This is a genomic window from Lactobacillus johnsonii, from assembly GCF_013487865.1.
Lineage (GTDB): Bacteria > Bacillota > Bacilli > Lactobacillales > Lactobacillaceae > Lactobacillus > Lactobacillus johnsonii_A.
In genome coordinates, this window is sequence record NZ_CP047409.1 from 145,783 (window position 1) to 172,682 (window position 26,900).

A 26,900-nucleotide genomic window follows, 5' to 3' on the forward strand; every position below is an offset into this window, starting at 1 on the left:
TATTTTTTACATTAACTAACTTTAACAAAATTTGCCCAAAAGAAACACCTACTTTTGTGTTTTTGAAATCGGTTTTATATAATGAAACTAGAAATTTTTGCTTAGGAAAGGCGGAACCTACTACGAATACTAAAAAAAGTCTTTTCGATCCAGAAGCTGTCTTTGTGACAGACTTAACTGATCGAAACGAAATATTCAAGACCGTTTCTCAAAAATTATATGACTTAGGCTATGTTAAAGAAGATTTTTTAGGCGATATTATTGAACGTGAAGATAAGTATCCAACTGGAATTTCAATGAGACCTTTATCTAGAGAACTTCCAGATGTTGCAGTTCCTCATACTGAAGGGGATTATGTTAGCGCACAATTAATTGTACCGATTGCTCTTAGAAATTCAGCAACTTTTAATAATATGGTTAATCCAAGCGAAGCATTGGAAGTTAAGTTCTTATTTTTGATTTTAAATAATGATCCAGATATGCATTCAACTATTTTGGCTAAAATTATGGACTTTCTAGCTGGAACTTCAGTTGATGATTTAAATGAATTATTTAATTCAGATTCAAATGAAGAAATTTATGATTTTTTAGAGAATAATTTTGAAATTGAAAAATAAAAAGAAGCTGCTTTGCAGCTTCTTTTTGTCTCCAGATTAAATTATTAAACTTCCGGATAATCAGTACTTGAAAATGAAAGTGAAAAGTAATCACACCGTTTATAGCCAACAACTAGTTCAACTACTTCACTTGTAGTAGATAAAATGGTTTTTTTGACTTGTCGTACAACAGGATAATCTTTAGCTATTTTTAGTTGCTTACTAATTTCGCTATCAGCTTTTACAATTGTGTCTGTTTCAGTAAAGGGCTCATCAAATAGATACAATTGCTTATCGCTTTGCAAGGTTTCATAGATACTATGATAATTATTCGGATCTTTAGCTAAATTTCGATTAATAAATTTAGCTGGTATAAATGAACGGTGCACCATAAATGGCGTGTCACCAATTAAGCGTAAACGTTCAATATAGTAGTAACTATCATATTTGGGTAAGCCGAGTTTTTTTAATATTTCACTCTGTTTTTCTTCTTGGAGTTTCAAAACTTTAACTGTATCTTCTTCTTGTTTGTTTGAGAAGACTTCATTATCACTAAGACGAACTAATTTATCTTTTCTTGATCGTGAAATAAAAGTGCCTTTTCCTTGATGACGAACTAAGTAGCCTGCCTTAACGAGATCTTTTACAGCTCGGATAACAGTAATTGAAGAAACATTAAACTTATCTTTTAATTGAGCTTCACTATAAAATTTATCTCCATATTTAAATTTGCCAGAGATAATTTCTTGCTTTAGCTCATTTTCAATTTGTAAATATTTTGGAATATCCATAATCTATATCAATCCTCAAGATAGATTCTCCTAAGATCCATGATATCACTGCTTGAGAGTTTCATGGTAGAACGAAGATATTCATTAATTCCTCCGTATTGCTGGTTTAGGACATGTACAGCATGGTCTAAGTATTCTGGATATACTGACTGAATATCCTTAATAGACTGCAATACACGCTTGCTAGAGCCGTCAGCGGCTGCTTGCTTAAGCATTGCATCAACAAAACTTTTTGTTGTGATATTAGTCAGAGTATAGTCATATTTGATAGTAGTAAAAGGTACTCCTAATGCTGATAAGATTAACAAAGCTCCAAACCCTGTCCGATCTTTTCCTGCAGTACAGTGGAAAAGAAGAGCATTCTTGTCTTTATCATTTGTAAGCAAAATGTCAAAGAATTTACGGTAAGCTTTTTGAGCAGTTTGTCCATTGATCATATCTTCATAAGCAAAGAACATATGCTTAAAGCCAAATTTAGGATCTTTTTCGGCATTCTCTTCTAAAGCAAAGATCCCCTTAGATGCATTAGTTAAATCATCACTAAAAACTGGATCAAAAACATATTTAGCGCCTTCTGGAACACGATCAGGATGATCATTTTTTTCTTTTTCTGTTCTAAAGTCAACGTCATACTTAACGCCATGCTTTTGCAATAATTCTAAGTCTGATGAAGAAAGATCAGCTAAATTACCAGTTCTAAGTAATTTATTATATTTAATTGTTTGACCGGATACAGTCTTATAGCCTCCAAGTTCGCGGAAATTGCGACCATTTTGGATGCCAATTAATTTCGTCTCATAATTTTCGCTCATTAGTATTTTTCCTTACTATAGTTATTTAAATACAGTATTATTACTTTAACATATTTTTTCTTAGATATTTTATTTTTCTCAGATCTATAAAAAGAAAACAAACTTATTAATTGGTATAATTAATGGTAAAATTACAATGTAAAGATGCAAATTCCATGCGGAGATGATTTCTTATGGTAGAAGATTATGACAACATTTTAGTTCCTGTTGATGGTTCTGAAACTGCAGAGCGTGCGTTTGATAAAGCAGTAAAGATTGCTCTTGATAACAATGCTCATCTGGATGTATTGAATGTTATTGATACTCGTCAATTTATGGGGGAAATGCAGGATACTTTGATTTCTGGGGATACCATTTATCAAATGACGCAGGATTCCGAAGAGTATTTAAAGAGTCTAAAAGAATGGGCTAAGGAACACTTTAATTTTACTGATGTTTCTTACCATATTCGTTATGGCTCCCCTAAGAGAATTATTGCTGTTGATTTTATTAAAGATCACCACAACGATTTAATTATTATGGGTGCAACTGGTATGAACGCAGTTGAAAGAATGTTAATGGGTAGTGTTACTGCTTATGTTAACCAACATGCTTTATCCGATGTGTTAATTGTTAAGACTGATCTTGATAATAACAAGGTTGCAAAGCCTAAGAAAAAGTACTTTTAAAAAACGAACATTATAAAAAAACACTCTATCATTAGTGATAGAGTGTTTTTTTATAAAGTGGATCGATCCAATTCAATAAATTAATATTTACGAGCGCTTACATTAAAATAATAGTACCCAAGTACGAATATTTTTGGTATGATACTTAAGAACGAACGTTAGTACTAGGGAAAGGAAGAACGATAATGGCGAATTTCGATTACAACATTATAAATCGTAACCAAAATTCAGTGGCTCGTTCTTGGGCTGATTCCTTTGGTGAATCAGTCTTCATTGGTGTTGGCGCTTTCGTTGTTTTTTTAGCGACTTTTCTGGCTCAATGTGATTAGCTCTTTTTGTCAGCTCATCATATTGGGTCTTTTTTTGTATTTGTCATTTAATGTTTTTCATTAGGAGGAAATGATGAAAAAGTTCAAAAAAGTCTTAGTAGGCCTTTTTGCAATTTTACTTGCTGTTGTTGCAACTGCTTGTTCTAACAAGTCAAACAGTTCAAAGGATGGTTATACACCAAAATCATTAACTATCCAATTTGTACCTAGTCAAGCTGCTAATAAGCTTGAAGCTCGTGCTAAGCCTTTAGAAAAAATGCTTTCTAAAAAGCTTGGAATCCCAGTTCATGTTTCAATGTCAACTGATTACAACACAGTTGTTGAAGCTATGAAATCTAAAAAAGTTGATGTTGGTTTCTTACCACCTGATGGTTATGTATTAGCTCATAAACAAGGAGCTGCTGACGTTTTACTCCAATCTCAACGTTACGGCGTTAAGCAACCTGGTGGTAAGGCAACTAATAAATTAGTTGATTACTATAGAGCAGAAATTCTTGTTAAGAAGGGTTCTAAAATTAAATCTTGGAAGGATCTAAAAGGCAAGAGTATTTCAGTTCAAAACCCAACTTCTTCAGCAGGTTATGTTTTCCCAATTGCTGAACTTGGAGAAAAAGGTTTGGATGTGCCAAAGGATTGTAAGTTAGTTACTGTTACTGGCCAAGACCAAGCAGTTTTGAATGTATTAAATGGTGATACTGACGCAGCATTTGTGTTTGAAGATGCTCGTAACACTGTTAAAAAAGACAATCCTAAGATTATGGACCAAGTTGTCCCAATTTACTTCACTAAGCCAATTCCTAACGATACTATTTCTGTTAGAAGTGATATGTCTAAGTCCTTCCAAAAGAAACTTGCAAAGGCATTTATTGAAGTTGGTGAATCTAAAGAAGGTAAGAAGATTATCGAATCAATTTATAGTCACGAAGGCTACACTAAGTCTAAGGACAGTAACTTCGATATTGTTCGTAAGTATGACAAGATTATTGCCAAGGACAAGAAATAGTCAATTAAATAAAGCTTAGTTAGTAAAAGATAATTGTCTCTAAAAGACGATTATCTTTTTATGCACTGTAGTCAATTTAAATAATGTTAAGGAGATTTTTAAATTAAATGGCAGCTACTAATCAGCCGATGATTCAACTAAAAAACGTTAGTAAAATTTATGATAACGGAACAGTTGGTTTAAAGGATATTAACTTAAATATTGATAAGGGAGAATTTATAGTAGTAGTAGGTCTATCTGGTGCAGGTAAATCTACTTTACTTCGTTCAATTAACCGTCTACAAGATGTCTCAGAAGGAGATATTATAATTGATGGCAAGTCAATTACCTCTGCTAAGGGTAAAGACTTACGCGAAATTCGTCGTGATATTGGAATGATTTTCCAAAGCTTTAACTTAGTTAAACGTTCAAGTGTTTTACGCAATGTTTTAACTGGCCGAGTAGGTTACTATCCAACTTGGAAAACAACTTTTAACTTATTTACTAAGGAAGATAAGCAAAAAGCATATGAAGCATTGCAACGTGTTGACTTAGCAGATAAAGTTTATACTCGTGCGGATCAACTTTCCGGTGGACAACAGCAACGTGTTGCTATTGCCCGTGTGCTTACTCAAAATCCTAAGATTATTTTAGCTGATGAACCAACAGCTTCACTTGATCCTCAAACTTCACGTCGAGTTATGCATGATTTGAAGATGCTTAATGAAGAATACGGGATGACTGTAGTTGCTAACCTTCACAGCGTAGAACTTGCTAAGGAATTTGGAGATCGAGTAATCGGTGTTCGTGCAGGTCAAATTGTTTATGATGGTAAGATGAGTGAAACTTCTCAAGCTGTCTTTGACGATATTTACAATGGTGGAAATGGCAAGAAAGGGGAAGAAGATGCCTAAATCTAAGGAACAGCATTTAGCTGAATTGCCTAAAAAGAAATTCAAAATTATGAACCTTGTATGGGTCGTAATTATGGTTTTAGGTCTCTTTCTTTCAGTAGATGTAACAAATACCCATATTAGTGTTTTATTTAATAACTTTAGTCAATTCACTGATATTTTTGTTCAAATGTGTCACCCCGATTGGGGATATGCCGCTACGGCAGTTCCACTTTTAATTGAAACAATTAAAATGGCAATTTTAGGAACTGTAATGGGATCAGCCATCGCCTTTGTTTATTCTCTTTTAATCGCTAGAAATATTGTTAAGAATAAGGCCGTTACTGGAATTCTAAGAATAATTATGAATATTGTTAGAACTATTCCAGACCTACTCTTAGGTGCAATCTTTGTTGCCGTTGTAGGTATTGGTCCAGTTGCCGGTGTTCTAGCCTTAACTGTATTTACATTTGGTGTGGTTGTTAAATTATTCTATGAAGCAATTGAAACAATTGACCCAGGTCCAATCGAAGCTTTAACAGCCGTTGGTGCAAATAAACTACAAATTATTCATTTTGCTGTGATGCCACAAATACTTACTTACTTTATTTCTTATGTTTTATATGCATTTGAAATTAATGTCAGAGCTTCAACAGTTCTTGGATATATTGGTGCCGGTGGTATTGGTTTGTACTTACAACAAACTCTTCAAGTCTTTGACTATGCTAAGACCGGTATGATTATCTTAGTTATTATCGTTGTCGTAGTTATTATCGACTACATTTCTACTAAATCTCGGGAGGCGTTGATGAAATAATGGATACTACAATGAAAAAATTACCTCCTAAACCAGTGGATACTAAGAAGAAGGTTCAACACTGGACAATTGCCATTGTTACTATCATTTTAATTATTTGGTCATTTGTAGGAATGGATTTTGGTGGAATAAAAGCAAGTGCAGGTCAAATCGCAGGAGCTATTGTTGCCGGAATTTTTCATCCAGATTGGTCATATGTATATAACGGAAGTGGTGAAGATTTAATTTCTCAATTATGGGAAACAATCTGTATTGCTTTCTTGGGTACTTTTATTTCTGCAATTATTTCTTTACCTTTCGCCTTTTGGGCAGCTAATACTCGTCATAAGAAATGGTATACATCCCGTTCAGGAAAAGTTGTATTAGCCGTTATTCGTTCATTCCCAGAAATTGTTTTAGCTTTGATGTTTATTAAGGCAGTAGGACCAGGTTCTGCAGCCGGTGTACTAGCTTTAGGTTTCCACTCAGTTGGTATGCTTGCTAAATTGTTCTCAGAAGCAATTGAAAACCTTGAAGAAGGTGCAAATGAAGCCGTTACTGCAGCTGGTGGATCTAAGTTTAACATTATTATATTTGCTACAATGCCTAACTTAATGCCGGCCTTGATTTCTAATACTTTGTATCGATTTGATGTTTCAATTCGTTCAGCATCTATTCTAGGTTTAGTTGGTGCCGGTGGTATTGGTTATCCATTAATCATTGCCTTGCAATACCGTCAATGGAATCGCGTTGGTGTAATTCTAGTTGGTATTATTGTCATGGTTGTTGTTATTGACTGGATTTCTGGCTGGATTCGAAAGAAATTAGTTTAATTAATTAGTAAAACGAGTAGTAAGATCAGAACTACTCGTTTTTATTTTGGCAAATTATAAAATTTTTTGTAATATCTGCCTATAATATGGATAAGTACAGGAAAAAAAGAACTTTTTTGTTATAATGGAAGTTGTATTTCAAGGAGGACAATATGGATAATTTAACTACCATGACATTGGCTGACGATATGGCTTTATCACAAGAAAAAATTATCAACGGCCAACAAGACCTGAATACCAAGAGAATTTATAATGAAATTAACAGTTTGGATATTCTTGATAAGCCAATCGAAGAATACTTTGATATGACTCAAGATGAATACTACAATAGTGAATCTGATGGTAAATTAACTTTACTGCATTTAGATAAACCATTGCGTGAATTAAGTGATCGTATTTTAACTAACCACGTAGATGGATATGTAGATCAAGATGAGATTAATTTGACCTATAATCATGAGGATCCATTGCAAGATGGTAGCTATGATCGTGCCACTGATTTACATGTACTTTTATATAGTTTAAAAGTCATTGGCGCTGTGAGAGCTATTGCTCCGAATGATTTGAAAAAGGTTTTGTCTAAAGATGCGGTTTTATCATTGGGTCTTGCCGCAAATGCTTTGGCAAATAATTAACCCCAAGGCCAACTAAAGGCCTTTTTTTGTGTGATGAGTGGGGAAGAGTATCATGAAAATTATCAAGAAAACCAAGGGTATGATTGATAAATTTTCCGGTGTAACCCGGAAGATGATGCGAAAGAAAAATAATATTCCATTTGATGGAATGCAAAAGTATATGACTGTTGGTGAGTATAACGTTGGAGCGCCTGAAGGAACTCCACATGGTGAAGAATATAAGCTTATTGTTTATAAAGATACTGACAATGTTTTGCACCAAGCTTTACGTTCGATTAATGCGTCTGATTTAGCACCAGCTTATGTTCGAAAATTTGATAAAAGATTAAACCGTTATACTGCATTTGTTAATAAGCAAACAGGGCGTCGTTATATCGTTGAAGATCAATTAGATCAGTTAGTAGATTATGTAAAAAAGCATAGCCGAAATGGCTATAATTCAATTAATATCGGTGTTTTAACCGATACACACTATAAAGATGCGGACAGTATTGATTTTTATGGACATAACGGACTTCGTCATATAAAAGAGTTTAATTATCTTGAAGATAAAGATGTTTTAGATTTAAAAGCTCATTTAGGTGATTGGATGGATGGATCCGATCCAGGATTAGTTGGCGAAGCAGAGTTGATATCTTTGTCTAGAACGTTTAGATCTAAAAAAACTAACTTTGCTGTCATCAAGGGTAACCACGATGAAAATGATAAATTTGATGAGCATCATGATCTGAGAGCTAGTTTTCCAGAAAATGAATTTGAGGATATAATGTGGCCAAGTATGTATGCACAAGATGGTATTCACTATATCACGCGCAAGCACGGGGTTGCATATTTTGATAAAGATGACGTCAGAATCATTACAGTCAATACATCTGATTTACCTTATGAGCTTGATGATCAAGGAAAGAAAAAATACGATGCTAAACTTGCTTTAGCGATTCGTGAAGATCAGATGCAAGAAATTATCGAAATTCTTGAAAATTCAAATGGTAAAACAATTATTTTCATGAGTCATGCAAACCCTATTACTCGCAAGGGAACAAATGCCTTGAAATTTAATGGGCGTTCTCTACATGAATTAATGGTTGCCTTTAATCAACATGAAAAAGGATACCTTAATTCAAGGGATGTTCCTCCTGAATTTACCCTAGCTAACAGCTTTGATTTCACAAAGATAAAAAATGCAAAAATAGTTGCATATTTATGTGGACACCGTCATACTGAAGACCAATATCGCATTAACGGTATACAATATATATTTTTTAATTGCTCGGCTCTAATGGGCCCTAACCATGCGCTTACTACGCAATATAATAAGCGCTGGAATAGACAGATGGATCATGCTAATGAAGCAGCTGGATATATAGTAAATGTTGATGTTCAAAGACATTTATTACAAGTATTTGGATATGGGGCTGCTTCTAAGAGACGATTCTATCGAATTTAATTTTTGAAATGTAAATAGCTTATAATAAGACTACTGTTTATTTTGAGGTGAAAGTTACTTATGTGTGGAATTTGTGCGTTTTTTGATCCTGAATTAAAGGATAAAGACTGTGCTATTCAAGGAATGATGGATACAATTAAACACCGTGGTCCGTCTTCTGATGGAAAATATACTAATGATCAGGTGGCTTTAGGTTTTAGACGTTTGTCAATTATTGACCTTCGTGGTGGAAGTCAACCAATTTTTAATGAAGATAAAAGTAGAGCAATTATTTTTAATGGGGAAATTTATAATTTTAAACCATTAAGAAAAGAATTAATTGATGCAGGTCATACCTTTACTACTAAGGCTGATACTGAAGTTTTGCTTCACGGCTATGAAGAATGGGGAATGGATGGCTTATTGAAGAAAGTTCGTGGTATGTTTGCCTTTGTAATTTGGGACGATAATACCAAGACTTTATATGGGGCTCGTGACTTCTTCGGAATTAAGCCAATGTACTACTCAGACCAAAATGGTAAGTTAATTGTTGGGAGTGAATTGAAGAGCTTCTTAGCTTACCCAGGATTTAAAAAGGAATTAAATACTGAAGCAGTTAAGCCATACTTAATGAACCAATATAATGACTTAAAGGAAACTTTCTTTAAGGCTGTTTACCGCTTCCCAGCAGGTCACTGGTTTGAATATAAAGATGGCAAAATGAAGACTCATCAATACTGGGATGCTAAGTATGTTGAAAATAGTCTAAGTTTTGAAGAAACCTTAGACAAAATCAATGAAGATTTAAAAGAAACTGTTGATTTATACAGAAATGCGGACGTACCAGTTGGTGCATTCTTGTCTGAAGGTATTGATTCTTCTTACTTAACTAGTTTACTTGATCCTGAAGATGTCTTCTCAGTTTCTTTTGATGATTCTACATATAATGAAGCATCAAAGGCTAAGGCACTTTCTGACTTACACGGCTGGAAATTCTTTGCAGATAAAGTTGATGCAGATGAAGCAATGCGCGACTTCCCAGAAATGCAATATCACATGGACGAACCAGATGCTAACCCATCTATTATTCCATTATGGTACTTGTGTAAATTAGCTAGAAAGCATGTTACTGTTGCACTTTCTGGTGAAGGTGCTGATGAATTATTTGCAGGCTACGTTAACTATGGAATGCATACCCATAATGATGTAATTAAGGTCTTTACTGCTGGCCTTAAGAAATTACCTAAGAAGAGTCGTGTTCGTTTAGCTCATAAGATTAAGAAGATGCCTAACTTCCCAGGTAAAGTACATATGTACACTAACTTGGCAGAGCCAAGTGAATTTTATGTTGGACAATCTGTCATTTATGATATGGACTATCCAACTATCTTTACTTCTAAAGATGCTAATGGTATTTTGCGTGATAAATATAAGAATGATCTGACAGTTAACGGTATTTATCAAGAAGACTTTAAGAAAGTTAAAAATATTGATGAAGTTAAGCAAATGCAATATATTGATCTTCACCACTTTATGCTTAATGATATTGAGCAAAAAGCAGATAAGATCTCAATGGCTCACTCTCTAGAATTACGTGTGCCATATCTTGATAAGAAGATTGCAGAACTTGCTAACTCAATTCCAACTAAATATTTAGTTAACCGTCACGATACTAAATATGCTCTTCGTAAAGCATCTGAGAAGGTCTTACCAGAAGAATGGGCTCAAAGACCTAAGCTTGGTTTCCCAACTCCAATTAAGCAATGGCTTAAAGAACCAAGATTTTACAAACAAGTTAGAGAATTGTTTACTGAAGACTTTGTAGATGATATTTTTGACCAAAAGAAGATTGTTAAATTGCTTGATGATAACTACAAGGGCGACGGTTCAGCTCGTCGTCAAATTTGGGCTATTTACACTTTTTTAGTTTGGTACAAGTTATTCTTTGTTGACTATGATGAAACTGTTAAGAAGTATCAACATGTTCAACCAGAAGTAGCAGAATTAATCGAAAGTGGCAGACTTGTTTAATTAAAGTTAGAGAGAAGTACGGATACAGAATGGTACAAGCAAAATTTACTCCTATTTTACTCGGTAGTGACATCAATGTTTACGGAATGGCTCGCTCCTTCAACGAAGCTTATGGAATTAAGGTTCAAGCTTGGGCTGCTAGTCAATTAGCAGCAACGCGCTATTCTAAAATTGTTGATGTAGAAGTTCATGAAGGTTTTGAAGAAGATCCAGGCTTTATGAACGTTATGAAGCAAAAAATTGAAGAATACAAGAATCATCCAGAACCAGTCATTTTAATTGCTTGCGGAGATGGATACGCAGAATTATTAGCTAAGCATAAGGATGAATTGAAGGATACTTTTGTTGTTCCTTACATTGATTATGATTTGTTAGAGAAGCTAATTTCTAAAGAAGGTTTCTACGAAATTGCTGAAAAGTATGGTCTTCCATATCCACACACTAAGATTGTGACTATGGATGACTATAAGGCTGAAAATTATTTGAATTTACCGTTTGATTATCCAGTTGAATTGAAGCCAGAAGATCCAGTTTCATGGTTGAATTGTCAATTTGAAGGCCGTAAAAAAGCCTTTACTATTCACGATGAGGCAGAATTAGTAGATATCGTTGGTAAAATCTATACTAATGGTTATACTGAAGACTTGATTTTACAAGATTTCATTCCAGGCGATGATTCTAACATGCGTGTTCTTAATGCTTATGTTGATAAAGATCACAAGGTTAAGATGATGTGCTTAGGTCACCCACTTCTTGAAGACCCAACTCCTCAATCTATCGGTAATTACATGGCAATTTTGCCAGCCTTCAGTCAAAAGCTTTACGATACTGTTCAATCATTCCTTGAAAAATTGAACTATACTGGTATGGCTAACTTTGACATTAAGTACGATCCAAGAGATGGAGAATACAAATTCTTTGAGATCAACCTCCGTCAAGGTCGTTCAAGTTTCTACGTAACTTTAAATGGTTATAACTTAGCCAAGTGGTATGTAGATGACTATGTTGAAGATAATTTAAAGGACAAGCCAACAGTTTATGGAAATAAAGATGGGGCTAACTATATGTTGTGGCTTGGTGTTCCAAAGAAGATCTTTAAGGAATATGCTTATGACAACGGTTCAAAACGCCTAGCTGAAAAGTTAATTGATGAGGGTCACTACGGTACAACTGTCTTCTATGATAAAGATCGTAGTTTAAAACGTTGGTTATTGATGCACTACATGTTCCATAACTACTATGCTAGATATAAGAAGTACTACCAAGTAAATAAGGGCCAATATTTTGAAGAAGAAGCTAAAAAATTAGAAAAACAAGCTCTTCGTGATGGTCAACAAGAAAACCATGAAAATGAAATTTAATTAGAAAAATACCTCTAAGGAGTTTTTGCTCTTTAGAGGTATTTTTTATATTTTTTAAAATAGAAACTGTTATTTTTAGATTGCATATATTATACTAACAGAAAAATTGATTAATTTGTATTGATTAAGAAGGAGAGTAATTTGAAAATTGGAGAAGCTTTGCGAGAAGTTCGACTTAATTTAGGATTAAGTCAAGCTAAAATGTGTGAGGGAATAGTACAGAGACCTTTTTATGCACTTGTTGAAAGTGGAAAAAGTGGAATTAGAGCCGAAAGCTTAATAATGCTTTTAATTAAGCATGAAGTAGATATAAATTATTTTTATAATTTGGTAATGGACTCTTATGTAACGTCAGAAACTCAAATAGATAGAATGCTACAAAATAAAATGGAGTATGCTGTTAATTCTAAAAATATTAAGAGTATAAATTATTACAAAAATAAAATTATTCGGTCATCTTCTGATGAAATACTAAAACTTAGAGCGCAAGTAACAGCTGCTTACTTTAATAATCAACTGGATGATATAAATGACGAAATATGTCAAAAAATATATAAAGAATTTGATAAAGAGAATTGGATTAAATCACCAGCACTTTTAAGATTATTAGCTAATACAATGCCTTTATGGAAACATGAAATCTTATCTTCTCGTATAAAACATTTATTGCATACAGTACAGAGAAAAAAAGTAGAGTCGGAATTAATGCTAGAAAGATATGTTAGAATTTTCGAAAACTATCTAGTAACTTGTTACGATCAAAAAAAGTATAAAAGTGCGGAAGATGCCTGCTTTATTAAAGAAATTATTGATTATATTTTAAATAACGTAACATCGTTTCATTTTATGATATATAGATTTCATGCGTATTATATGTTGGCATTATTTGAAAATGATCAACAGGAATTAGCTAATATTCAAAAAATTTTAATAGAATATGGATATGAAGATCTTATAGGTAGCTGGCCGACATAGCTGTAATAAATATAATACAATGCAATAAATATGAGCGTTGCTTATGCTAAGATGAAAAAATAAAAAAGAAAGGTTCGGTGATAGTCATGACTTGGTGGCAATTAACAATTATTTTCAACAAATTATTTAAATAGAGAATAAAGAGTACTTATTGAGAAAAACTTTGTTTACTATAAAGACTGATATTATCTTGTTTTAAAATAACATGGGTATATCAGTCTTTTTGCATAAATTGATATTTAGTTTTTGAAAATTTGTTATAAATTTATTACAAATTAGCTTTAATTTTTATTTTTAGATTTAAAATCAAAAGTAAATAAAGAAAGGACTGAATAACTATGAATAATGCAATAGAATTATATTCTACTATGCTTGAGAGCAGATATGAAAAATATATTCAAAATAAATGGATTTGGATAATTGTTGCTCTTGTTGTTTTTGTAAGTGTGTTCTCCTATGCATTTTACTGCACTAGTAGAGGATACAGTTTTACTGGTAATGTAAAACTGGGCTGGCCAAAAGTATGGGAAATGGGTATAGGATGTAAACGATAGGATAAAGTTGAAAGCAATATTGCTTTCAACTTTTTCATGAAATTATGTTTAAAGTAAATAGGTTATATAAAAAACTAGGTAAAAGAGAAATTTTGAACGGTATTACTACTACTTTTTATGATAATGGAGTCAGTGTTATTGTAGGAATAAATGGAGCAGGTAAAACGACCTTTTTAGATACTATTGTTGGAATTTTAAAAAAAGATGGGGGTTCAATAGAATTAAATGGTTTTACTCCTGAGAATAAAAAATTTAAAGAACAGGTTTTCTATATTCCTTCTGATTTTTACTTACCTGAATACATGACCGCTAAAGAATATTCGAAGTTTATTTTAAATCATTATCCAAACAGTAAGTATTCCATTTTTTTACAATGTGCTAAATGGTTGGAAATAGATAAATATTTAAATAAAACTATTGAAACTTATTCTTATGGAATGAAAAAAAAGATACAGTTAGCAATTATGGCTGCGTCTGATGTATCTCTAATATTAGTGGATGAGGTTTTTAATGGACTAGATTTTGAGACATCTATTTTAGTTCAAAAAATGCTGAGTGAATTAGGAAAAAAGAAAAAAGTTATTATTGTTTCTCATGAACCTAGTATACTTAAAACTTTTCCTACTGATATTCGACTTATGAAAAATGGAAAGATTGTTGAGGTAAGTGGAACAGCAGAAGAAATTGTGGAGAAAATCAAGAAGGAAGGAAATTTATATTCAAAACTACAAAAAATGGAAAAATATTTTTGATCTATTTAAATTTTTTCTCAATGATTCATTGCATGGGATTTTAAATAGACCATTTTTAAAAAAAAAGATAAATTTAATTGTGTTTGCTGTGTGTTTAACTGGTATATATTATTTTTATTTCTTAATTAATATGTACCAATTATCATCTATTTCAAATATGGCGGCGTTAATTGATAATAAGAATTATGTAATTGCGGCGAAAATGACGGTAAGTAGTTTGTGCAATATGTGTATTATTTTTGGAGTTTTAATATGTGTTTTAGTAAACTCTACGCTTAATCTAACTACCACATCATTGTTTATTGCTAAGGTGCTTCCTTATTCGGATGATGAAATACGTATAGCTAATAAGATATTAAAATTATTTCTTGCATTGATAATTTTTGAATTAATTTTAATTATTGTAATGCCAACAGTTAGGTTAATTAGAGTTAACTTTATAGGTTGGATTGTCTTGCTCTTAGAATTTCATTTAATATATGTTGATACATTTTTAGTTATAGATTTTATTTACGAGATTATTTCCTCATTTAGCTATGAAAACAATCTAAAGTTTCTTATCAGATTTACGGACATATTTTTAGTCCTAATGGATTCCATATATTTCTTCGTTATTAGATTTAAAATTGATTATCAGATTGGACATGCAAAATCGTCTATGTTGCTTTTAATGTTAATTATTTTGATTTGTGCAATAACTATATTAGGAATAATGATATTTATTACTGATAAATTAAAGTTTCAAAGTATGATTTTTAAAAATAATAAATATATAAATATATATCTTCCAAATCTACTGAGCGAATTTAAACTAGTTTTTGCCGCTATTCTCAGAACACCTAATTATATATATACAAGTCTAGTTATAGTAACAGTATTTTTATACTCCTTACTTTATAATTCTCTGACAATCACTTTCTCTAATATGTTATTTATTTTTCCGTTAATTGGTGTGGTAGGAATTAATTATGCTAATTCTAGCTTAAAAGTACGATCATATTTTGATTTTTTTAGAGTAAAGATAATTTTTGAATTACTGGCTATTATTCTAACAGGAGGAATAATCCTATTTCCAACTTTAATATTGTCTTTTTATCAATTGAAAAATGGAGAAGCATTTGTTTTTGGCCTAACAATATATTTATCGTCTATCATATTAGGTTTTTTATTACCAAAATCATATGGAAATCTTAATGAGACTTTGTCCTCTATCTTAATTATAATCGTAATTATTTTAATATCTCTATCATTAGCTGTTTCTCAACTATTATATGGAATATGCATTTTATTAATAGGATGTGTGTACATAACTATAAAAAATGGGAGAAAAAAGGACTTATGAAATACTATAAAGTTTTTACTGTAAGTAGTTTTATATATTTAATTTGTTTTTTACTTGATTATATTATAGTTTTATTTAGTATTAATGGAACGAGTGTTAGAACAACAATATTTGGGTTAAAGATAGTTACTAAAATGACGCCTCAGTATCTTAATACAACGTTTTCTCTAACATGGTATACACTATTGACATATATAATCTTTGTCTTTCTTTGTGAACTATTTGTCTTTGTTTTTTATAGAGAAAAAATAAAAAAATGATAAAATTTTTGATTATATTTATAACTTCATTTGCGTTTGTTTTATTTTTACATGAAATTACCCATTTTGCGACAGCGAAAGTATTAGGACTTTCTCCCAAGTTTATTATATCTAAAGCTGGAACGCCAATTGTGAGGTATAAAAATAGTCATGAATATATAAAAATATTTTTTGTTGCAATAAGTGCGCCAATAATTGTAATTTCAGTAACTGCAATTTTGCCAAATATATCGGAATTTATATTAGTTAAAATACTTGGTATATTAAATATTATAAATTTATTGCCTATAACAACAGATGGGGAAGTAGCTGTATATGCTATTTTAAAATTATGGAAAAGAAAAAATTATTAAGTATAATTGTGATTTGTGTTGTACTTCCTACTTTATTTTTAATAAGTACTAAATTTGTAAATAAAGAAAGTGGTGGAACAGGAACTTATAACGATCAGACTGCACAATTTATTCATGAGGATCCATCTAGGACTCTAGCATCCTTAAAAGCAAAAAAATCTGGAATATACTATTTTGGTTTTCCTAGTTGTCCTTGGTGTCAAGAATTATTACCAGTATTTAATACCGTTTTAAAAAAGAATAAATTAAAAGCATATGTAGTAGATACACGGTCATCGGCTTATACTAGTAAAGATAACATAGTTTTGGAGCAATTTTTTATTCACTATATAAATAAAAAAAGATTAGTTGTTCCTTTAATCATCATGATTAATCATGACGGAAAAATAAAAAATCATATTGCTACTGTACCAGGACATAATGCTGAAATGAAAAAGATGACGTCTTCTCAAAAAAGAAAACTAGAAGTGGAATTAAATCAAATGTGTATATGGTATAAAAATTGAAAATCTTAGGTTTTGTTCTTTTTCCTAAAAAATACTCCCTAAGGAACTTTGGTTCTTTAGGGGTATTTTTTTGACTACTTTACTAATTATAGAAAATTTTGAAAATGAGCCTCTCTCTTGCTAGACGTGACTTTTGCTTAATACAATATATATGATTCAAAATGTCAATACCTACAATATCATGTAGTTTCTGATAAAATAGAACCATAGATATTGTGAAAGAAGAGAATAACCATGTTACAACAAGATGCTCAAATTAAATCAATTACTCAAATGACGCTGCCAGAAACAGCCATTAAAAGAGACGGTAGCATCTATCCTTTTGCTCTTTACAAAATTGAAATGGTTTTAGATAGCTTGCATCTGACTGAACATGAAGCAGATATTCTACCTGCTATCCTTCAAAAATTAAATGGTGCAAAGCAGACTTCTACTGAGAAAATAGCAGATGCATTTGTTCAAACATTAATCGAACTCGGCTTTAGTGATGAAGCAAATGCTTATGTTGATTATCGTAGAGAAGACGAAGCTAATTTTAAGAAGCAAACTGAGACTACTAACCGTCTGGATCGCTTAGTTCATCATGATCCAACAATTGTTAATGAAAATGCTAATAAAGACTCACGTGTTTTTTCAACTCAGCGTGATTTAACAGCCGGTGTAGTTGGTAAAACAATTGGTTTAACGATGATGCCAGAACATATTGCTAAGGCACACTTGCGTGGTGACATTCACTGGCATGACTTAGATTACACACCGCTCAGTCCTCTAACTAACTGTTGTTTGATTGACTTTAAAGAAATGCTAAGCCATGGATTTACAATCGGAAATGCAAATATTGAATCTCCTCATTCAATCGAGACAGCAACTGCTCAAATGTCTCAAATTATTGCTAATGTTGCTTCTAGTCAATATGGGGGCTGTTCTGCCGACAGAGTAGATGAAGTTTTGGCTCCATATGCTGAAAAGAATTATCACAAGAATATTAAAGAAGCTAGCGAATTCTTTGACGATGAAGAAAAGATCAAGGCTTTTGCAGTTAAGCGGACAAAAAAAGATATCTATGATGCTATGCAAGCTCTTGAATATGAAATTAATACCCTATTTTCAAGCCAAGGGCAAACTCCATTTACTACTTTAGGATTTGGATTAGGAACATCCTGGATTGAACGTGAAATCCAAAAAGCAATCTTAAAGATTAGAATTGAAGGTTTAGGAAAAGACAAAAGAACAGCTATCTTTCCTAAGTTAGTCTTTACGCTAAAGAAGGGACTTAACTTACATCCTGGAGATCCAAACTATGATATCAAGGAATTAGCTTTGGAATGTTCTACTAAACGTATGTATCCAGATATTGTTAGTTATGACATGATTAAGAAAATTACTGGATCATTTAAAGCTCCAATGGGTTGCCGTTCCTTCTTACAAGGTTGGAAAGATCCAGAAACTGGTAAAGAAGTAAATTCCGGTCGTATGAACTTAGGTGTTGTTACTTTAAACCTACCTAGAATTGCCATGGAATCAAAAGGAGATAAAGACTTATTCTGGCAAATCTTTAGAGAAAAGGTCCAAACAGCTCATGAAGCTTTGCAAATTAAGGCTAAACGTTGTACTGATGCTATGCCTGATAATGCTCCAATTCTTTATGAATATGGTGCTTTTGGTAAAAGACTAAATGCAGAAGATAATGTAAATGATCTTTTCAAAAATGGACGCTGTACAGTTTCCTTAGGCTATATTGGACTTTATGAAGTTGGTACAGTCTTTTATGGTCCTAATTGGGAACATAATGAGGAAGCGCACCAATTTACTATTAATATTGTTAAAGAACTTCACGATTACTGCGCTAAATGGGAAAAAGAAGATCCAAATCACTATCACTACAGTGTATATTCAACTCCAAGTGAAAGTTTGACTGATAGATTTTGTCGCCTGGATACTAAAAAATTCGGTAAGGTTAAAGATATCACGGATAAGGAATATTACACGAATTCTTTCCACTATGATGTAAGAAAACACCCAACTCCATTTGAAAAATTAGCTTTTGAAGCTCCATATCCATTCTATGCTGCAGGTGGATTCATTCATTATTGTGAATATCCAAACCTTAAGCAAAATCCGAAGGCACTAGAGGCTGTCTGGGATTGGGCTTATGATAAAGTAGGATACTTAGGAACTAACACTCCAATTGATCAATGCTACAAGTGTGGTTTTAAGGGTGAATTTAAGGCAACCGCTAAAGGCTTTGAATGTCCACAATGTGGAAATCATGATCCAGAAACTTGTGACTGTGTAAAGCGTACTTGTGGTTATCTAGGCAATCCTTTGAAACGTCCAATGGTTCATGGTCGTCATGAAGAAATTGTCCACCGTGTAAAACACTTGAATATGGGAATGGAAGAAAAGATGGCTAAGGATGAAGTTAGAAAGAATGACGAATACTGATGCCAGAGAAAGATAAGAATAATCAAGAAGGTCCTGATGTTCGAGGAAATTTAATTAAGGTTAATGTTGGTGGAGATACAATCTTTGTTGATTCTAATCAATATAAGCCGCAAGTTGAACATGCCAAAAAGTTAAAACAACAACATAGAAAACCGAAGAATCCCAAGCCCCAAGAATGGAAGTCAGAAGAATACTCTAAGCATAAAATTGCTGACTATAAGCCATTTAACTTTGTTGATGGTGAAGGGGTTAGATGCAGCTTATATGTGAGTGGATGCTTGTTTGACTGTCCTGGTTGCTATAATTTAGCAGCCCAAAATTTTAATTATGGACGTCCTTATACTCAAGAATTGGAAGATAAAATTATTGAAGATATGTCTCAATCCTATGTGCAGGGGCTAACTTTATTAGGTGGAGAACCTTTTTTAAATACTTGGGTATGCTTGAAATTAATTAACCGGGTGCGTAAGGAATTTGGACATAGTAAAGATATTTGGTCTTGGTCAGGCTATACCTGGGATGAGCTTCAAAAAGAAACTCCTGATAAGAAAGAAATGCTTTCAAAGATTGATATTTTAGTTGATGGACGTTTCATGGATGATTTGAAAGATTTGACACTACAATTTCGTGGTTCAAGTAACCAGCGAATTATTGATGTTCAAAAATCAATCAAGGCTAATAAGGTTGTTATTTGGGATAAACTGGTTAGATAAATTTGATAGAATAAGGGAAACAAGAGAGTTTCTCTTATTTTTTTAGGTGAAAAGATGCAAGAAAAGAATTTGGAATTAGTAGATAAAATTATGACCGCTCTTCAAGGTGTCGAAGATCCAGAGTTGTTGATTGACGTAGTCAATCTAGGCTTGATTTATGGAATCGATATTGAAGGAGATCATGCAACAATTAAGATGACCCTAACTATTGTGGGATGTCCCTTATCTACATATCTACAAAACGCAATTGAACCAGCAGTTTTGTCTGTGCCAGAAATAAATAAGTGTGATATAAAGTTAGTTTGGTATCCAGTTTGGAATCCAGAGCGTATGACAGTAGCTGCTAAGAAACAATTAGGGATGCTTGATAATGAGCAAGCACTTGACCAAGAAAATGAAATTGAAGAGACAGAAGAAAAAGAGAAGATAATTGATTTCTCTGTTCCAATAAAGAAGCTGGCAGAAGAATATCCAGATTTTATTCAAATTATGTATGACTGCGGCTTTACAAGAATTAAAATCCCAGGTTTGTTGTCTACTGTAGGAAGAGTAATGACGATTCCACTTGGTGCGCAGGCTATGAAGATTGACTTAGATAAAGTAAAGCAGGCGTTCGAGGATAAAGGCTACAAGGTGATTGATTAATGAAAGAACTAGATAAAAAACGACAACAAGCTATTTTAAAAATTTTAAATTTTATTCAAGACGGTGGAGAGCTTGAAGAAGCAAAGAAAATGTTTCAAGCTGCCTTTGATCAAGTTGATGTAGCCGAAATTACTGCGGCAGAAAGAGAATTAATTGCACAAGGTCTTGATCCAAGAAAAATTCAATATTTATGCAATGTTCATGCCGATGTTTTTAAGGGTAATATTAAGAAAAATAAGGAGAATTCTAAGTTTGAAAAACCAGGTCATCCTGTTCATACATTCAAGTTAGAGAATATTGTCCTTAAGTCATTAGTAAATGACGCTTTACTGCTAGATTTAGCTAAGTGGGAAAAGGGAGATAACGGTGCACTCTCAAGATTAAGACAGGAGTTAAAAGACCTAACCAAAATTCATTATCATTATGCTCGTAAGGAGACTTCAATGTTTCCCATCATGACTAAATATGGAATTACTGCACCACCGAAAGTTATGTGGGGTGTTGATGATAAAATCCGAAAACTTATCAGTCAAGCTAATTTACTGATTAGCCAAAAAGATATTAATAAGGCTGAAGTGGCTAAGGTAATAAAAGAGACAGCACATGAAGTTCTTGAAATGATTTTTAAAGAAGAAGAGATTATGTTGCCAATGATTGATGAGGTTGCTAGTGAAGAAGACTGGGGTAATGTCAAAAATGAGGAAGAGCAGATTGGTTACACCTTGATTCAAAAACCAATGAATTGGAAACCTAAGGAAAAGACTAAAAATGATGGACCACTTTCTATCGATAAATTAAGTAGCTTAGCACTAAATTTTGCAGAAGGGAGCTTAAATTTAGAGCAATTATCTGCAATTTTGGATTTATTGCCCTTTGCAATAACTTTTATTGATGAAAATGATAAAGTAGCTTATTTTGGCGGAGGAGCCAATATTTTCCCTCATTCTAAAAATGCGATTGGCAATAGTGTTTATTCTTGTCATTTACCTGAGAGCATACCACGAGTTAAAAAGATTTTTGACGATTTTCACCAAGGGAAAAAAGATAAGTATGAGTTTTGGTTTAAGCCAAGACATATGGGGCGGTACCTATACTTACAGTATTTTGCTGTGAGAAAAGATAATAAATATTTGGGCTGTTTAGAAGTTGCTCAGGATGTTACCGATATTAGAAATTGGAAGACTGAAAAGAGATAATTAGAAGACTCTACCTTGGGGAGGTAGAGTCTTTTACTGTCGTGCAAAAATGTTCATTAATTGCTAGACTGAATGTAAGAATATAGAAGAAAAGGGTGAGAAATTTGCATAGTAAGGGAAATATTCAACCAGATGATGAGATAAAGTTACATTGGCTTCTTTTAGGTGAGTTATTTACCTGGATTGGAGCCAGTTTTATTTGGCCACTAACTTCAGTCTATTTGAATAAAAGACTTCACGTTTCTTTGGCTATGATTGGAATAGTACTTTTATTTAATTGTTTAGCTAATATGCTTGGTTCATTTATTGCTGGCTGGGCATATGATCATTTCAATCCATACTATTTAATTATTGCCGGTGCTGGCTTAGATGCCTTAGTACTATTTGGGATGGCCGCTAATCATACCTGGCCAATTTATTGGGTTTGGATGACTTTGACTGGTTTACTGGGCGGCTGGAATGGTGCGTTAATTAATTCAATTGCGACTAGCATCAAGTCTAAGCCAGGGCGGTATGTCTTTAATACAATTTATTTTGCACAAAATCTTGGTGTAGTATTAGGGACATTAATTGTAGGTTATATCTATGATTATTCAGTTACGATTTTATTTGTAATTGCGGCCAGTCTTTTTGTGATTGTAAGTATGAATACAGTCATTAATTATCGCCCGATTATTAAGTTTCATTTAGAAAGAAAAGCTCAGCAAAATAAAGATAGTAAAAATAAGGCAACTCCGATGCCTGCTGCCAATCTAAAGCTGACTATTGGCTTTTTCACTACCCTAGCTGTAATTTGGTTGATGTATATGAACTGGGAATCTAACCTTTCAGTTTATATGGTTTCTTTGGGAATACCTTTTCATTTATATAGTTTATTGTGGACAATTAACGCTGGTATTATTGTGATTGTTCAAGCATTTCTAAGTCGTTTTCCTAACACATTTAAGAACTTATTTCATCAAGTAGTATTTGGAGTTACTATGTTTGCTATTTCTTTTGTAACTTTAATTTTTTCAAAAGACTATGCTCACTTTGTATTTTCAATGGTTACTTTAACTCTCGGTGAATCAACAGCAATGCCAGCGATGCCTGCCTATGTAAATGACTTGTCACCTGTCGATAGTAAAGGGAAATATCAAGGCTTAACAATTTCAACGTCGGCTGTTGGGAGAGCATTTGGACCGTTATTTGGAGGATTAGTTATTGATAAGTTTGGCTATATCAATTTCTTTATTGTTGCTGCAGTTGGGATTTTTATGATGCTAGCAATTATTGTTCCCCTTCATACGAGATTAAGAGAAAAGTTGAAAATATTTAGGTAAACTTTTACATGATTTTTCTTATTAAGTGAAAAGGTTTACAGAATGAAAGCGATCTCTTATTTTTTTATGAAAGCGCCATCTTATAATATAAATGTGCGGTAAATGAAAAGGAGATACACGATGAGAAAGATTTCACCTGAAGTTGCAAAATATATGGATAATTTATCTAATGATGCTGGCGTAATCAGCGCATTAGACATTGACCAAAGAGGATCATTAAAACGAATGTTAGCGGAGGCAGCAAATAAGCCTACTGATGAAACAACAATTGTTGATTTTAAGGAAGCTGTTTCTAGTGAGTTGACTCCATATGCTTCTGCCATTTTGACAGATCCGGAATATGGTCTTCCAGCAACTAAGGTTAGAGATAAGAATTGTGGTTTATTATTATCTTATGAAAAGACCGGTTATGACACTACTGAACCAGGTAGAATGTGTGATTTAATTGCCGATCAATCAGCATTAAGAATTAAAAACGATGGTGCTGATGCAGTTAAGTTCTTACTTTACTACGATCCAGACGAAAGTGATGAAATTAACGATAAGAAGAAGGCTTTTGTTGAAAGAGTAGGGGCTGAAACTAAAGCAAATGGATTACCATTTTTCCTTGAATTATTAACTTATGATGGGAAAATTGATGATGCTAAAGGTGAGGAATACGCAAAGGTAAAACCTGAAAAAGTTTTTAAAACTATGCAAGAATTCTCTAAGCCTCAATATGATGTAACAGTTCTTAAAGTTGAGATGCCATTTAATATTAAGTTTGTAGAAGGCTATAATGGCGACAACAATGTTGTTTATACTCAAGAAGAAGCAAAGAAGTTATTGAAGAAACAATCCGATTTAACCGATTTACCATATATCTTTTTATCAGCTGGTGTAACTTCAGAAGAGTTCATTGCAGAGATTAAGATGGCTGAAGAAGCTGGTGCTGACTTTAATGGTGTTCTTTGCGGGCGTGCAACGTGGAAGCCAGCAATTAAGCCATTTGCTGCTGAAGGAGAAAAGCAAGGTAGAGAATGGCTTTCAACTGAAGGAAAGAAAAATATCGAAAACTTGAATGATGCCCTTAAAGATGCAAAATCATGGAAAGATAAGTTAGAAGTCGAAGAATAATAAATGAATTAACTATCGAAAAACGAGGTCAGAATTGGCCTTGCTTTTTTGCGTATACATGGGTTTAGGTATAACTTGAAAAAGTATTTTTAACGCAATAAAATAAAAAAGGAATTGTTAATTTGGAGGAAATGATATGAACCCCGAAATTCGGACAAGAATTTCGAGGTTTTTATTATGTCTAAATTATCTAAGCAAGACAAAATGTTCAAAAAGTTCAAAACGCATTAAATGATATTAAGAAGACAAATGCGGATAACGAATCAGTTTTGTCTAAGAATCAAGCTGCTTTAGCTGAAAATAATCAAAAGATAGCAACTGTTAATAATAATCTTGCAGTGGCAAACAAGGTTGTAGTAGATGCTCAAAACAATGTTAATGCTAAACGAAAGGCGCTGGCTGATGCTCAACAAGCTTTGAAAGAATTACAAGATCAAGTTGCTCAAGATCAAGCAAGCGGAGCAGCTGGTTTCTTTAAGGCAATTGCTGACAATAAAGATAATTCTGAAAGTTTAAGAGAAGATGCTCAAACTGCATATAACATCATCACTGGTCAACCAAATGCTTACCAAGATATTACTGTAGAATGGGCTAAGAAGGCTGTTAAATTAGGCCAGGAAAACGACTCTACTTCATTAAGTAATATAGAAAAAGCTCTTGGATACTATCAACACTGGATGACATATCGTGATAAGTATGGGTTAAGCCATCCATCAATTTCTTTGACAGCTGTGGCTATTGCCATGCTTAGCTCGGACTTTCAACATTACTCTGATGAATTTAATCATCCTAGTTTATTAACTGCTAAATATGGTCCATTCTATGAAGACGAAGAAGATATATCAGCTGGAGAGGTTAACCCAATTGACAATTGGATGAGTGAAAAAGATGATATTGATAAATATATTAAAGAGCATCCAGATGCAGCTGCTTATAGTTTTGAAAGTACCCATCCTCTAACTCAAGATGAATGGGAAAAAGATGTTGACTTTTGGAATGACAAACCAGTATATATTGGGCACTATACTTCCATGATTAAACCAGATGCTAATTATGTTGGATTGGCTGGAAATGAATATGAGATTCAACCAATGATGAATAATGCAGATAGTATGGATGAAATTATATTTAATCCAATCAATGGAATAGATTTTAATAGTTACCAAAACTTAGTTCAATCCTACTTGAAAGATGTTAAGCAAGAAGATCAGTTAAACACCCTTAAAGCTAACGTAGCAACTGCAAATCAAAACCTAATTGCAGCACAAAATGCAGTTAAATCAGCACAAAATAACGTTCAGAGTTTACAAGCTAACCTAGCAGAATTAAACAATGGTTCTACTAAGATCAATAAGGCAATTTCAGATACACAAGCTGCTCTTGCTAAAGGCCAAGAAAATCTTGAGTTTGAACAAAAACAATTAGATCAAGCAAATCAGACCTTAGCAGATGTTCAAGCTAAAGTTGGTATAAAAGCAAAAGCTTTGGAAGATGCTAAAGCTGCACAAGCTGAGGCAGCAGAAGCTGTAGCTCAAGCACAAAATGTGTTATCTGAAGCTACTGCTACTGTTAAGGCAAGTCAAGCCAAGGTTGATGCAGCACAAAATAATGTTCAAGCTAAAGATAATAATTTAAAGAGTGCTCAAGCTGCTTTGGATTCATTGAATCAAACTTTGAACAATTTAGAGAATGCACAATCAAACCTTTCTGCTGCTCAAACAGCTTTGAATAAGGCAAACGATGACGTAACTGCTGCTAATAAGGCAGTTAAAGCTCAACAATTAATTTTAGATACTTTGAAGGAATCTAGATCTAAAGCTGATGTACAAGTTACAAACGCATCAGAAGAACTTAAGAAGGCGGAAGCAGAATTAGCTGCTGAACAAAGTAAGCTTGAAGATGCTAAGGCAAGATTAGACGCATTTAATAAGAAAGAAACAGAAAACAGCCATAAAGAAACTTCCAATCCTGAAAAACCTGTAACCCCAACCAACAAGCCTGACACTAGTCATGTTGTAAAACCTTCAGATACAACTGATGCAAATAGTACTGTAAAGCCAACAGATAAGCCGGATTCAAATAGTGAAGCATCAACAACTAATTCATCTGAAACTACTACAACTGCTACTGAATCAGATGTAAAGGATACTGATACTGTAAAAGAAAATGCTAAGGCTGATCTTAAGACTAACAATAAGTCTGAAGAAAAATCATCTACTGTTAAGATTGTTGATAATAGTGATAGTTCAGCCGTATCAGTTGTCTTAACCGATTCAAATACTCTAGTTAAGACCTTTGGAGAAAAGACAGTTAACGGTACTACTTACTACAAAGTTAGTGCAAATCGTTGGGTTAAAGCTGATAAAGCCCATGTAGTTGCTGTAACTGGTAATGTAACTACTAATAAATTGCCACAAACTGGTGCAAAGAATGAACTAATTGCAGCTCTTTCTGGATTAGCAGTCGCAGGTACTAGTTTGGTTAGTTACTTTGGCATTAACCGTAAAAAAAAGAATAATTAATTTATAAAATTATAGATCGATAAAAAAGAGTTGATAGATCAACGTT

At 33.0% G+C, this 26,900-nt stretch carries 26 protein-coding genes; 24 read left to right on the forward strand and 2 right to left on the reverse strand.

The annotated features are described in order from the left end of the window. Nucleotides 1-56: 56 nt before the first annotated feature. On the forward strand, nt 57-617 hold the full coding sequence (locus GTO82_RS00695; RefSeq protein WP_127795724.1) for a PTS sugar transporter subunit IIA: 561 nt from the start codon (nt 57-59) through the stop codon (nt 615-617). Nucleotides 618-661: 44 nt separating this feature from the next. Here GTO82_RS00695 and GTO82_RS00700 read toward each other — a convergent pair whose 3' ends face one another. Then, nucleotides 662-1,387 (reverse strand): GntR family transcriptional regulator, encoded by a 726-nt coding sequence (locus GTO82_RS00700; protein WP_180873418.1) that lies wholly within the window; start codon nt 1,385-1,387, stop codon nt 662-664. Between the two features lie 8 nt (nt 1,388-1,395). Then, nucleotides 1,396-2,199 (reverse strand): tyrosine-protein phosphatase, encoded by an 804-nt coding sequence (locus GTO82_RS00705; protein ID WP_180873419.1) that lies wholly within the window; start codon nt 2,197-2,199, stop codon nt 1,396-1,398. 173 nt (nt 2,200-2,372) lie between these two features. Between GTO82_RS00705 and GTO82_RS00710 the strand changes: the two genes are divergently transcribed. The 23 genes from GTO82_RS00710 (at nt 2,373) to GTO82_RS00820 (ending at nt 26,854) form a co-directional block, all read left to right on the forward strand. Continuing rightward, nucleotides 2,373-2,867: a universal stress protein gene (locus GTO82_RS00710; RefSeq protein WP_004896111.1), complete on the forward strand. Its 495-nt coding sequence runs from the start codon at nt 2,373-2,375 to the stop codon at nt 2,865-2,867. A 185-nt stretch (nt 2,868-3,052) separates the two neighbouring features. Continuing rightward, nucleotides 3,053-3,196 carry a hypothetical protein gene (locus tag GTO82_RS00715; protein WP_180873420.1) on the forward strand — a complete coding sequence of 48 codons (144 nt, stop codon included), beginning with the start codon at nt 3,053-3,055 and terminating at the stop codon, nt 3,194-3,196. A gap of 73 nt (nt 3,197-3,269) precedes the next feature. Beyond that, nucleotides 3,270-4,199 (forward strand): phosphate/phosphite/phosphonate ABC transporter substrate-binding protein, encoded by a 930-nt coding sequence (locus tag GTO82_RS00720; RefSeq protein WP_004898580.1) that lies wholly within the window; start codon nt 3,270-3,272, stop codon nt 4,197-4,199. Nucleotides 4,200-4,306: 107 nt separating this feature from the next. Beyond that, nucleotides 4,307-5,092, forward strand: a complete 786-nt coding sequence (phnC, locus tag GTO82_RS00725; protein ID WP_011161350.1) for a phosphonate ABC transporter ATP-binding protein — start codon at nt 4,307-4,309, stop codon at nt 5,090-5,092. Continuing rightward, nucleotides 5,085-5,888: a phosphonate ABC transporter, permease protein PhnE gene (gene phnE, locus GTO82_RS00730; protein WP_011161351.1), complete on the forward strand. Its 804-nt coding sequence runs from the start codon at nt 5,085-5,087 to the stop codon at nt 5,886-5,888. The genes phnC and phnE (GTO82_RS00730) overlap by 8 nt, the downstream gene beginning before the upstream one ends. Continuing rightward, the gene (gene phnE, locus GTO82_RS00735; protein WP_180873421.1) at nt 5,888-6,700 is read left to right on the forward strand and encodes a phosphonate ABC transporter, permease protein PhnE; all 813 of its coding nucleotides are present in this window, start codon (nt 5,888-5,890) and stop codon (nt 6,698-6,700) included. Before phnE (GTO82_RS00730) ends, phnE (GTO82_RS00735) begins: the two co-directional genes overlap by 1 nt. A gap of 152 nt (nt 6,701-6,852) precedes the next feature. Next, a complete protein-coding gene (locus tag GTO82_RS00740) occupies nt 6,853-7,335 on the forward strand; it encodes a hypothetical protein (RefSeq protein WP_004896098.1) in 483 nt (160 codons plus the stop codon). A 52-nt stretch (nt 7,336-7,387) separates the two neighbouring features. Beyond that, the gene (locus tag GTO82_RS00745; protein WP_180873422.1) at nt 7,388-8,782 is read left to right on the forward strand and encodes a metallophosphoesterase family protein; all 1,395 of its coding nucleotides are present in this window, start codon (nt 7,388-7,390) and stop codon (nt 8,780-8,782) included. 60 nt (nt 8,783-8,842) lie between these two features. Continuing rightward, nucleotides 8,843-10,792 carry an asparagine synthase (glutamine-hydrolyzing) gene (asnB, locus tag GTO82_RS00750; protein WP_180873423.1) on the forward strand — a complete coding sequence of 650 codons (1,950 nt, stop codon included), beginning with the start codon at nt 8,843-8,845 and terminating at the stop codon, nt 10,790-10,792. 29 nt (nt 10,793-10,821) lie between these two features. Further along, nucleotides 10,822-12,153, forward strand: coding sequence for a carboxylate--amine ligase (locus tag GTO82_RS00755; protein WP_014566985.1), 1,332 nt, complete (start codon nt 10,822-10,824; stop codon nt 12,151-12,153). Between the two features lie 141 nt (nt 12,154-12,294). Next, complete coding sequence (locus tag GTO82_RS00760) at nt 12,295-13,128, forward strand: helix-turn-helix domain-containing protein (protein WP_180873424.1); 834 nt, start codon at nt 12,295-12,297, stop codon at nt 13,126-13,128. A gap of 338 nt (nt 13,129-13,466) precedes the next feature. Then, nucleotides 13,467-13,682: a hypothetical protein gene (locus GTO82_RS00765; RefSeq protein ID WP_180873425.1), complete on the forward strand. Its 216-nt coding sequence runs from the start codon at nt 13,467-13,469 to the stop codon at nt 13,680-13,682. A gap of 44 nt (nt 13,683-13,726) precedes the next feature. Next, nucleotides 13,727-14,434, forward strand: a complete 708-nt coding sequence (locus GTO82_RS00770) for an ATP-binding cassette domain-containing protein (RefSeq protein WP_180873426.1) — start codon at nt 13,727-13,729, stop codon at nt 14,432-14,434. Then, nucleotides 14,349-15,776 (forward strand): hypothetical protein, encoded by a 1,428-nt coding sequence (locus GTO82_RS00775; RefSeq protein ID WP_180873427.1) that lies wholly within the window; start codon nt 14,349-14,351, stop codon nt 15,774-15,776. The genes GTO82_RS00770 and GTO82_RS00775 overlap by 86 nt, the downstream gene beginning before the upstream one ends. Nucleotides 15,777-16,032: 256 nt before the next feature. Further along, entirely contained in the window at nt 16,033-16,389 is a 357-nt protein-coding gene (locus tag GTO82_RS00780; RefSeq protein WP_180873428.1) for a hypothetical protein, read from the forward strand. Then, nucleotides 16,368-16,895, forward strand: coding sequence for a hypothetical protein (locus GTO82_RS00785; RefSeq protein ID WP_180873429.1), 528 nt, complete (start codon nt 16,368-16,370; stop codon nt 16,893-16,895). Before GTO82_RS00780 ends, GTO82_RS00785 begins: the two co-directional genes overlap by 22 nt. 234 nt (nt 16,896-17,129) lie before the next feature. After that, complete coding sequence (gene nrdD, locus GTO82_RS00790) at nt 17,130-19,340, forward strand: anaerobic ribonucleoside-triphosphate reductase (protein ID WP_180873430.1); 2,211 nt, start codon at nt 17,130-17,132, stop codon at nt 19,338-19,340. Beyond that, complete coding sequence (gene nrdG, locus GTO82_RS00795) at nt 19,340-20,053, forward strand: anaerobic ribonucleoside-triphosphate reductase activating protein (protein ID WP_004898590.1); 714 nt, start codon at nt 19,340-19,342, stop codon at nt 20,051-20,053. Before nrdD ends, nrdG begins: the two co-directional genes overlap by 1 nt. A gap of 54 nt (nt 20,054-20,107) precedes the next feature. Continuing rightward, entirely contained in the window at nt 20,108-20,698 is a 591-nt protein-coding gene (locus GTO82_RS00800; protein WP_180873431.1) for an iron-sulfur cluster assembly protein, read from the forward strand. Continuing rightward, nucleotides 20,698-21,894: a DUF438 domain-containing protein gene (locus GTO82_RS00805; RefSeq protein WP_180873432.1), complete on the forward strand. Its 1,197-nt coding sequence runs from the start codon at nt 20,698-20,700 to the stop codon at nt 21,892-21,894. The genes GTO82_RS00800 and GTO82_RS00805 overlap by 1 nt, the downstream gene beginning before the upstream one ends. A gap of 104 nt (nt 21,895-21,998) precedes the next feature. Beyond that, complete coding sequence (locus GTO82_RS00810) at nt 21,999-23,216, forward strand: MDR family MFS transporter (RefSeq protein ID WP_180874057.1); 1,218 nt, start codon at nt 21,999-22,001, stop codon at nt 23,214-23,216. A 120-nt stretch (nt 23,217-23,336) separates the two neighbouring features. Then, nucleotides 23,337-24,332 carry a tagatose 1,6-diphosphate aldolase gene (locus tag GTO82_RS00815; protein WP_180873433.1) on the forward strand — a complete coding sequence of 332 codons (996 nt, stop codon included), beginning with the start codon at nt 23,337-23,339 and terminating at the stop codon, nt 24,330-24,332. A 269-nt stretch (nt 24,333-24,601) separates the two neighbouring features. After that, nucleotides 24,602-26,854, forward strand: a complete 2,253-nt coding sequence (locus GTO82_RS00820) for an LPXTG cell wall anchor domain-containing protein (protein ID WP_260983163.1) — start codon at nt 24,602-24,604, stop codon at nt 26,852-26,854. Nucleotides 26,855-26,900: the final 46 nt, after the last annotated feature.

Coding starts and splice junctions, on each gene's coding strand:
- GTO82_RS00700 (WP_180873418.1), bottom strand. CDS start 1,387: ATGGATATTCCAAAATATTTACAAATTGAAAATGAGCTAAAGCAAGAA.
- GTO82_RS00705 (WP_180873419.1), bottom strand. CDS start 2,199: ATGAGCGAAAATTATGAGACGAAATTAATTGGCATCCAAAATGGTCGC.
- GTO82_RS00710 (WP_004896111.1), top strand. CDS start 2,373: ATGGTAGAAGATTATGACAACATTTTAGTTCCTGTTGATGGTTCTGAA.
- GTO82_RS00715 (WP_180873420.1), top strand. CDS start 3,053: ATGGCGAATTTCGATTACAACATTATAAATCGTAACCAAAATTCAGTG.
- GTO82_RS00720 (WP_004898580.1), top strand. CDS start 3,270: ATGAAAAAGTTCAAAAAAGTCTTAGTAGGCCTTTTTGCAATTTTACTT.
- phnC (WP_011161350.1), top strand. CDS start 4,307: ATGGCAGCTACTAATCAGCCGATGATTCAACTAAAAAACGTTAGTAAA.
- phnE (WP_011161351.1), top strand. CDS start 5,085: ATGCCTAAATCTAAGGAACAGCATTTAGCTGAATTGCCTAAAAAGAAA.
- phnE (WP_180873421.1), top strand. CDS start 5,888: ATGGATACTACAATGAAAAAATTACCTCCTAAACCAGTGGATACTAAG.
- GTO82_RS00740 (WP_004896098.1), top strand. CDS start 6,853: ATGGATAATTTAACTACCATGACATTGGCTGACGATATGGCTTTATCA.
- GTO82_RS00745 (WP_180873422.1), top strand. CDS start 7,388: ATGAAAATTATCAAGAAAACCAAGGGTATGATTGATAAATTTTCCGGT.
- asnB (WP_180873423.1), top strand. CDS start 8,843: ATGTGTGGAATTTGTGCGTTTTTTGATCCTGAATTAAAGGATAAAGAC.
- GTO82_RS00755 (WP_014566985.1), top strand. CDS start 10,822: ATGGTACAAGCAAAATTTACTCCTATTTTACTCGGTAGTGACATCAAT.
- GTO82_RS00765 (WP_180873425.1), top strand. CDS start 13,467: ATGAATAATGCAATAGAATTATATTCTACTATGCTTGAGAGCAGATAT.
- GTO82_RS00770 (WP_180873426.1), top strand. CDS start 13,727: ATGTTTAAAGTAAATAGGTTATATAAAAAACTAGGTAAAAGAGAAATT.
- GTO82_RS00780 (WP_180873428.1), top strand. CDS start 16,033: ATGATAAAATTTTTGATTATATTTATAACTTCATTTGCGTTTGTTTTA.
- GTO82_RS00785 (WP_180873429.1), top strand. CDS start 16,368: ATGGAAAAGAAAAAATTATTAAGTATAATTGTGATTTGTGTTGTACTT.
- nrdD (WP_180873430.1), top strand. CDS start 17,130: ATGTTACAACAAGATGCTCAAATTAAATCAATTACTCAAATGACGCTG.
- nrdG (WP_004898590.1), top strand. CDS start 19,340: ATGCCAGAGAAAGATAAGAATAATCAAGAAGGTCCTGATGTTCGAGGA.
- GTO82_RS00800 (WP_180873431.1), top strand. CDS start 20,108: ATGCAAGAAAAGAATTTGGAATTAGTAGATAAAATTATGACCGCTCTT.
- GTO82_RS00805 (WP_180873432.1), top strand. CDS start 20,698: ATGAAAGAACTAGATAAAAAACGACAACAAGCTATTTTAAAAATTTTA.
- GTO82_RS00815 (WP_180873433.1), top strand. CDS start 23,337: ATGAGAAAGATTTCACCTGAAGTTGCAAAATATATGGATAATTTATCT.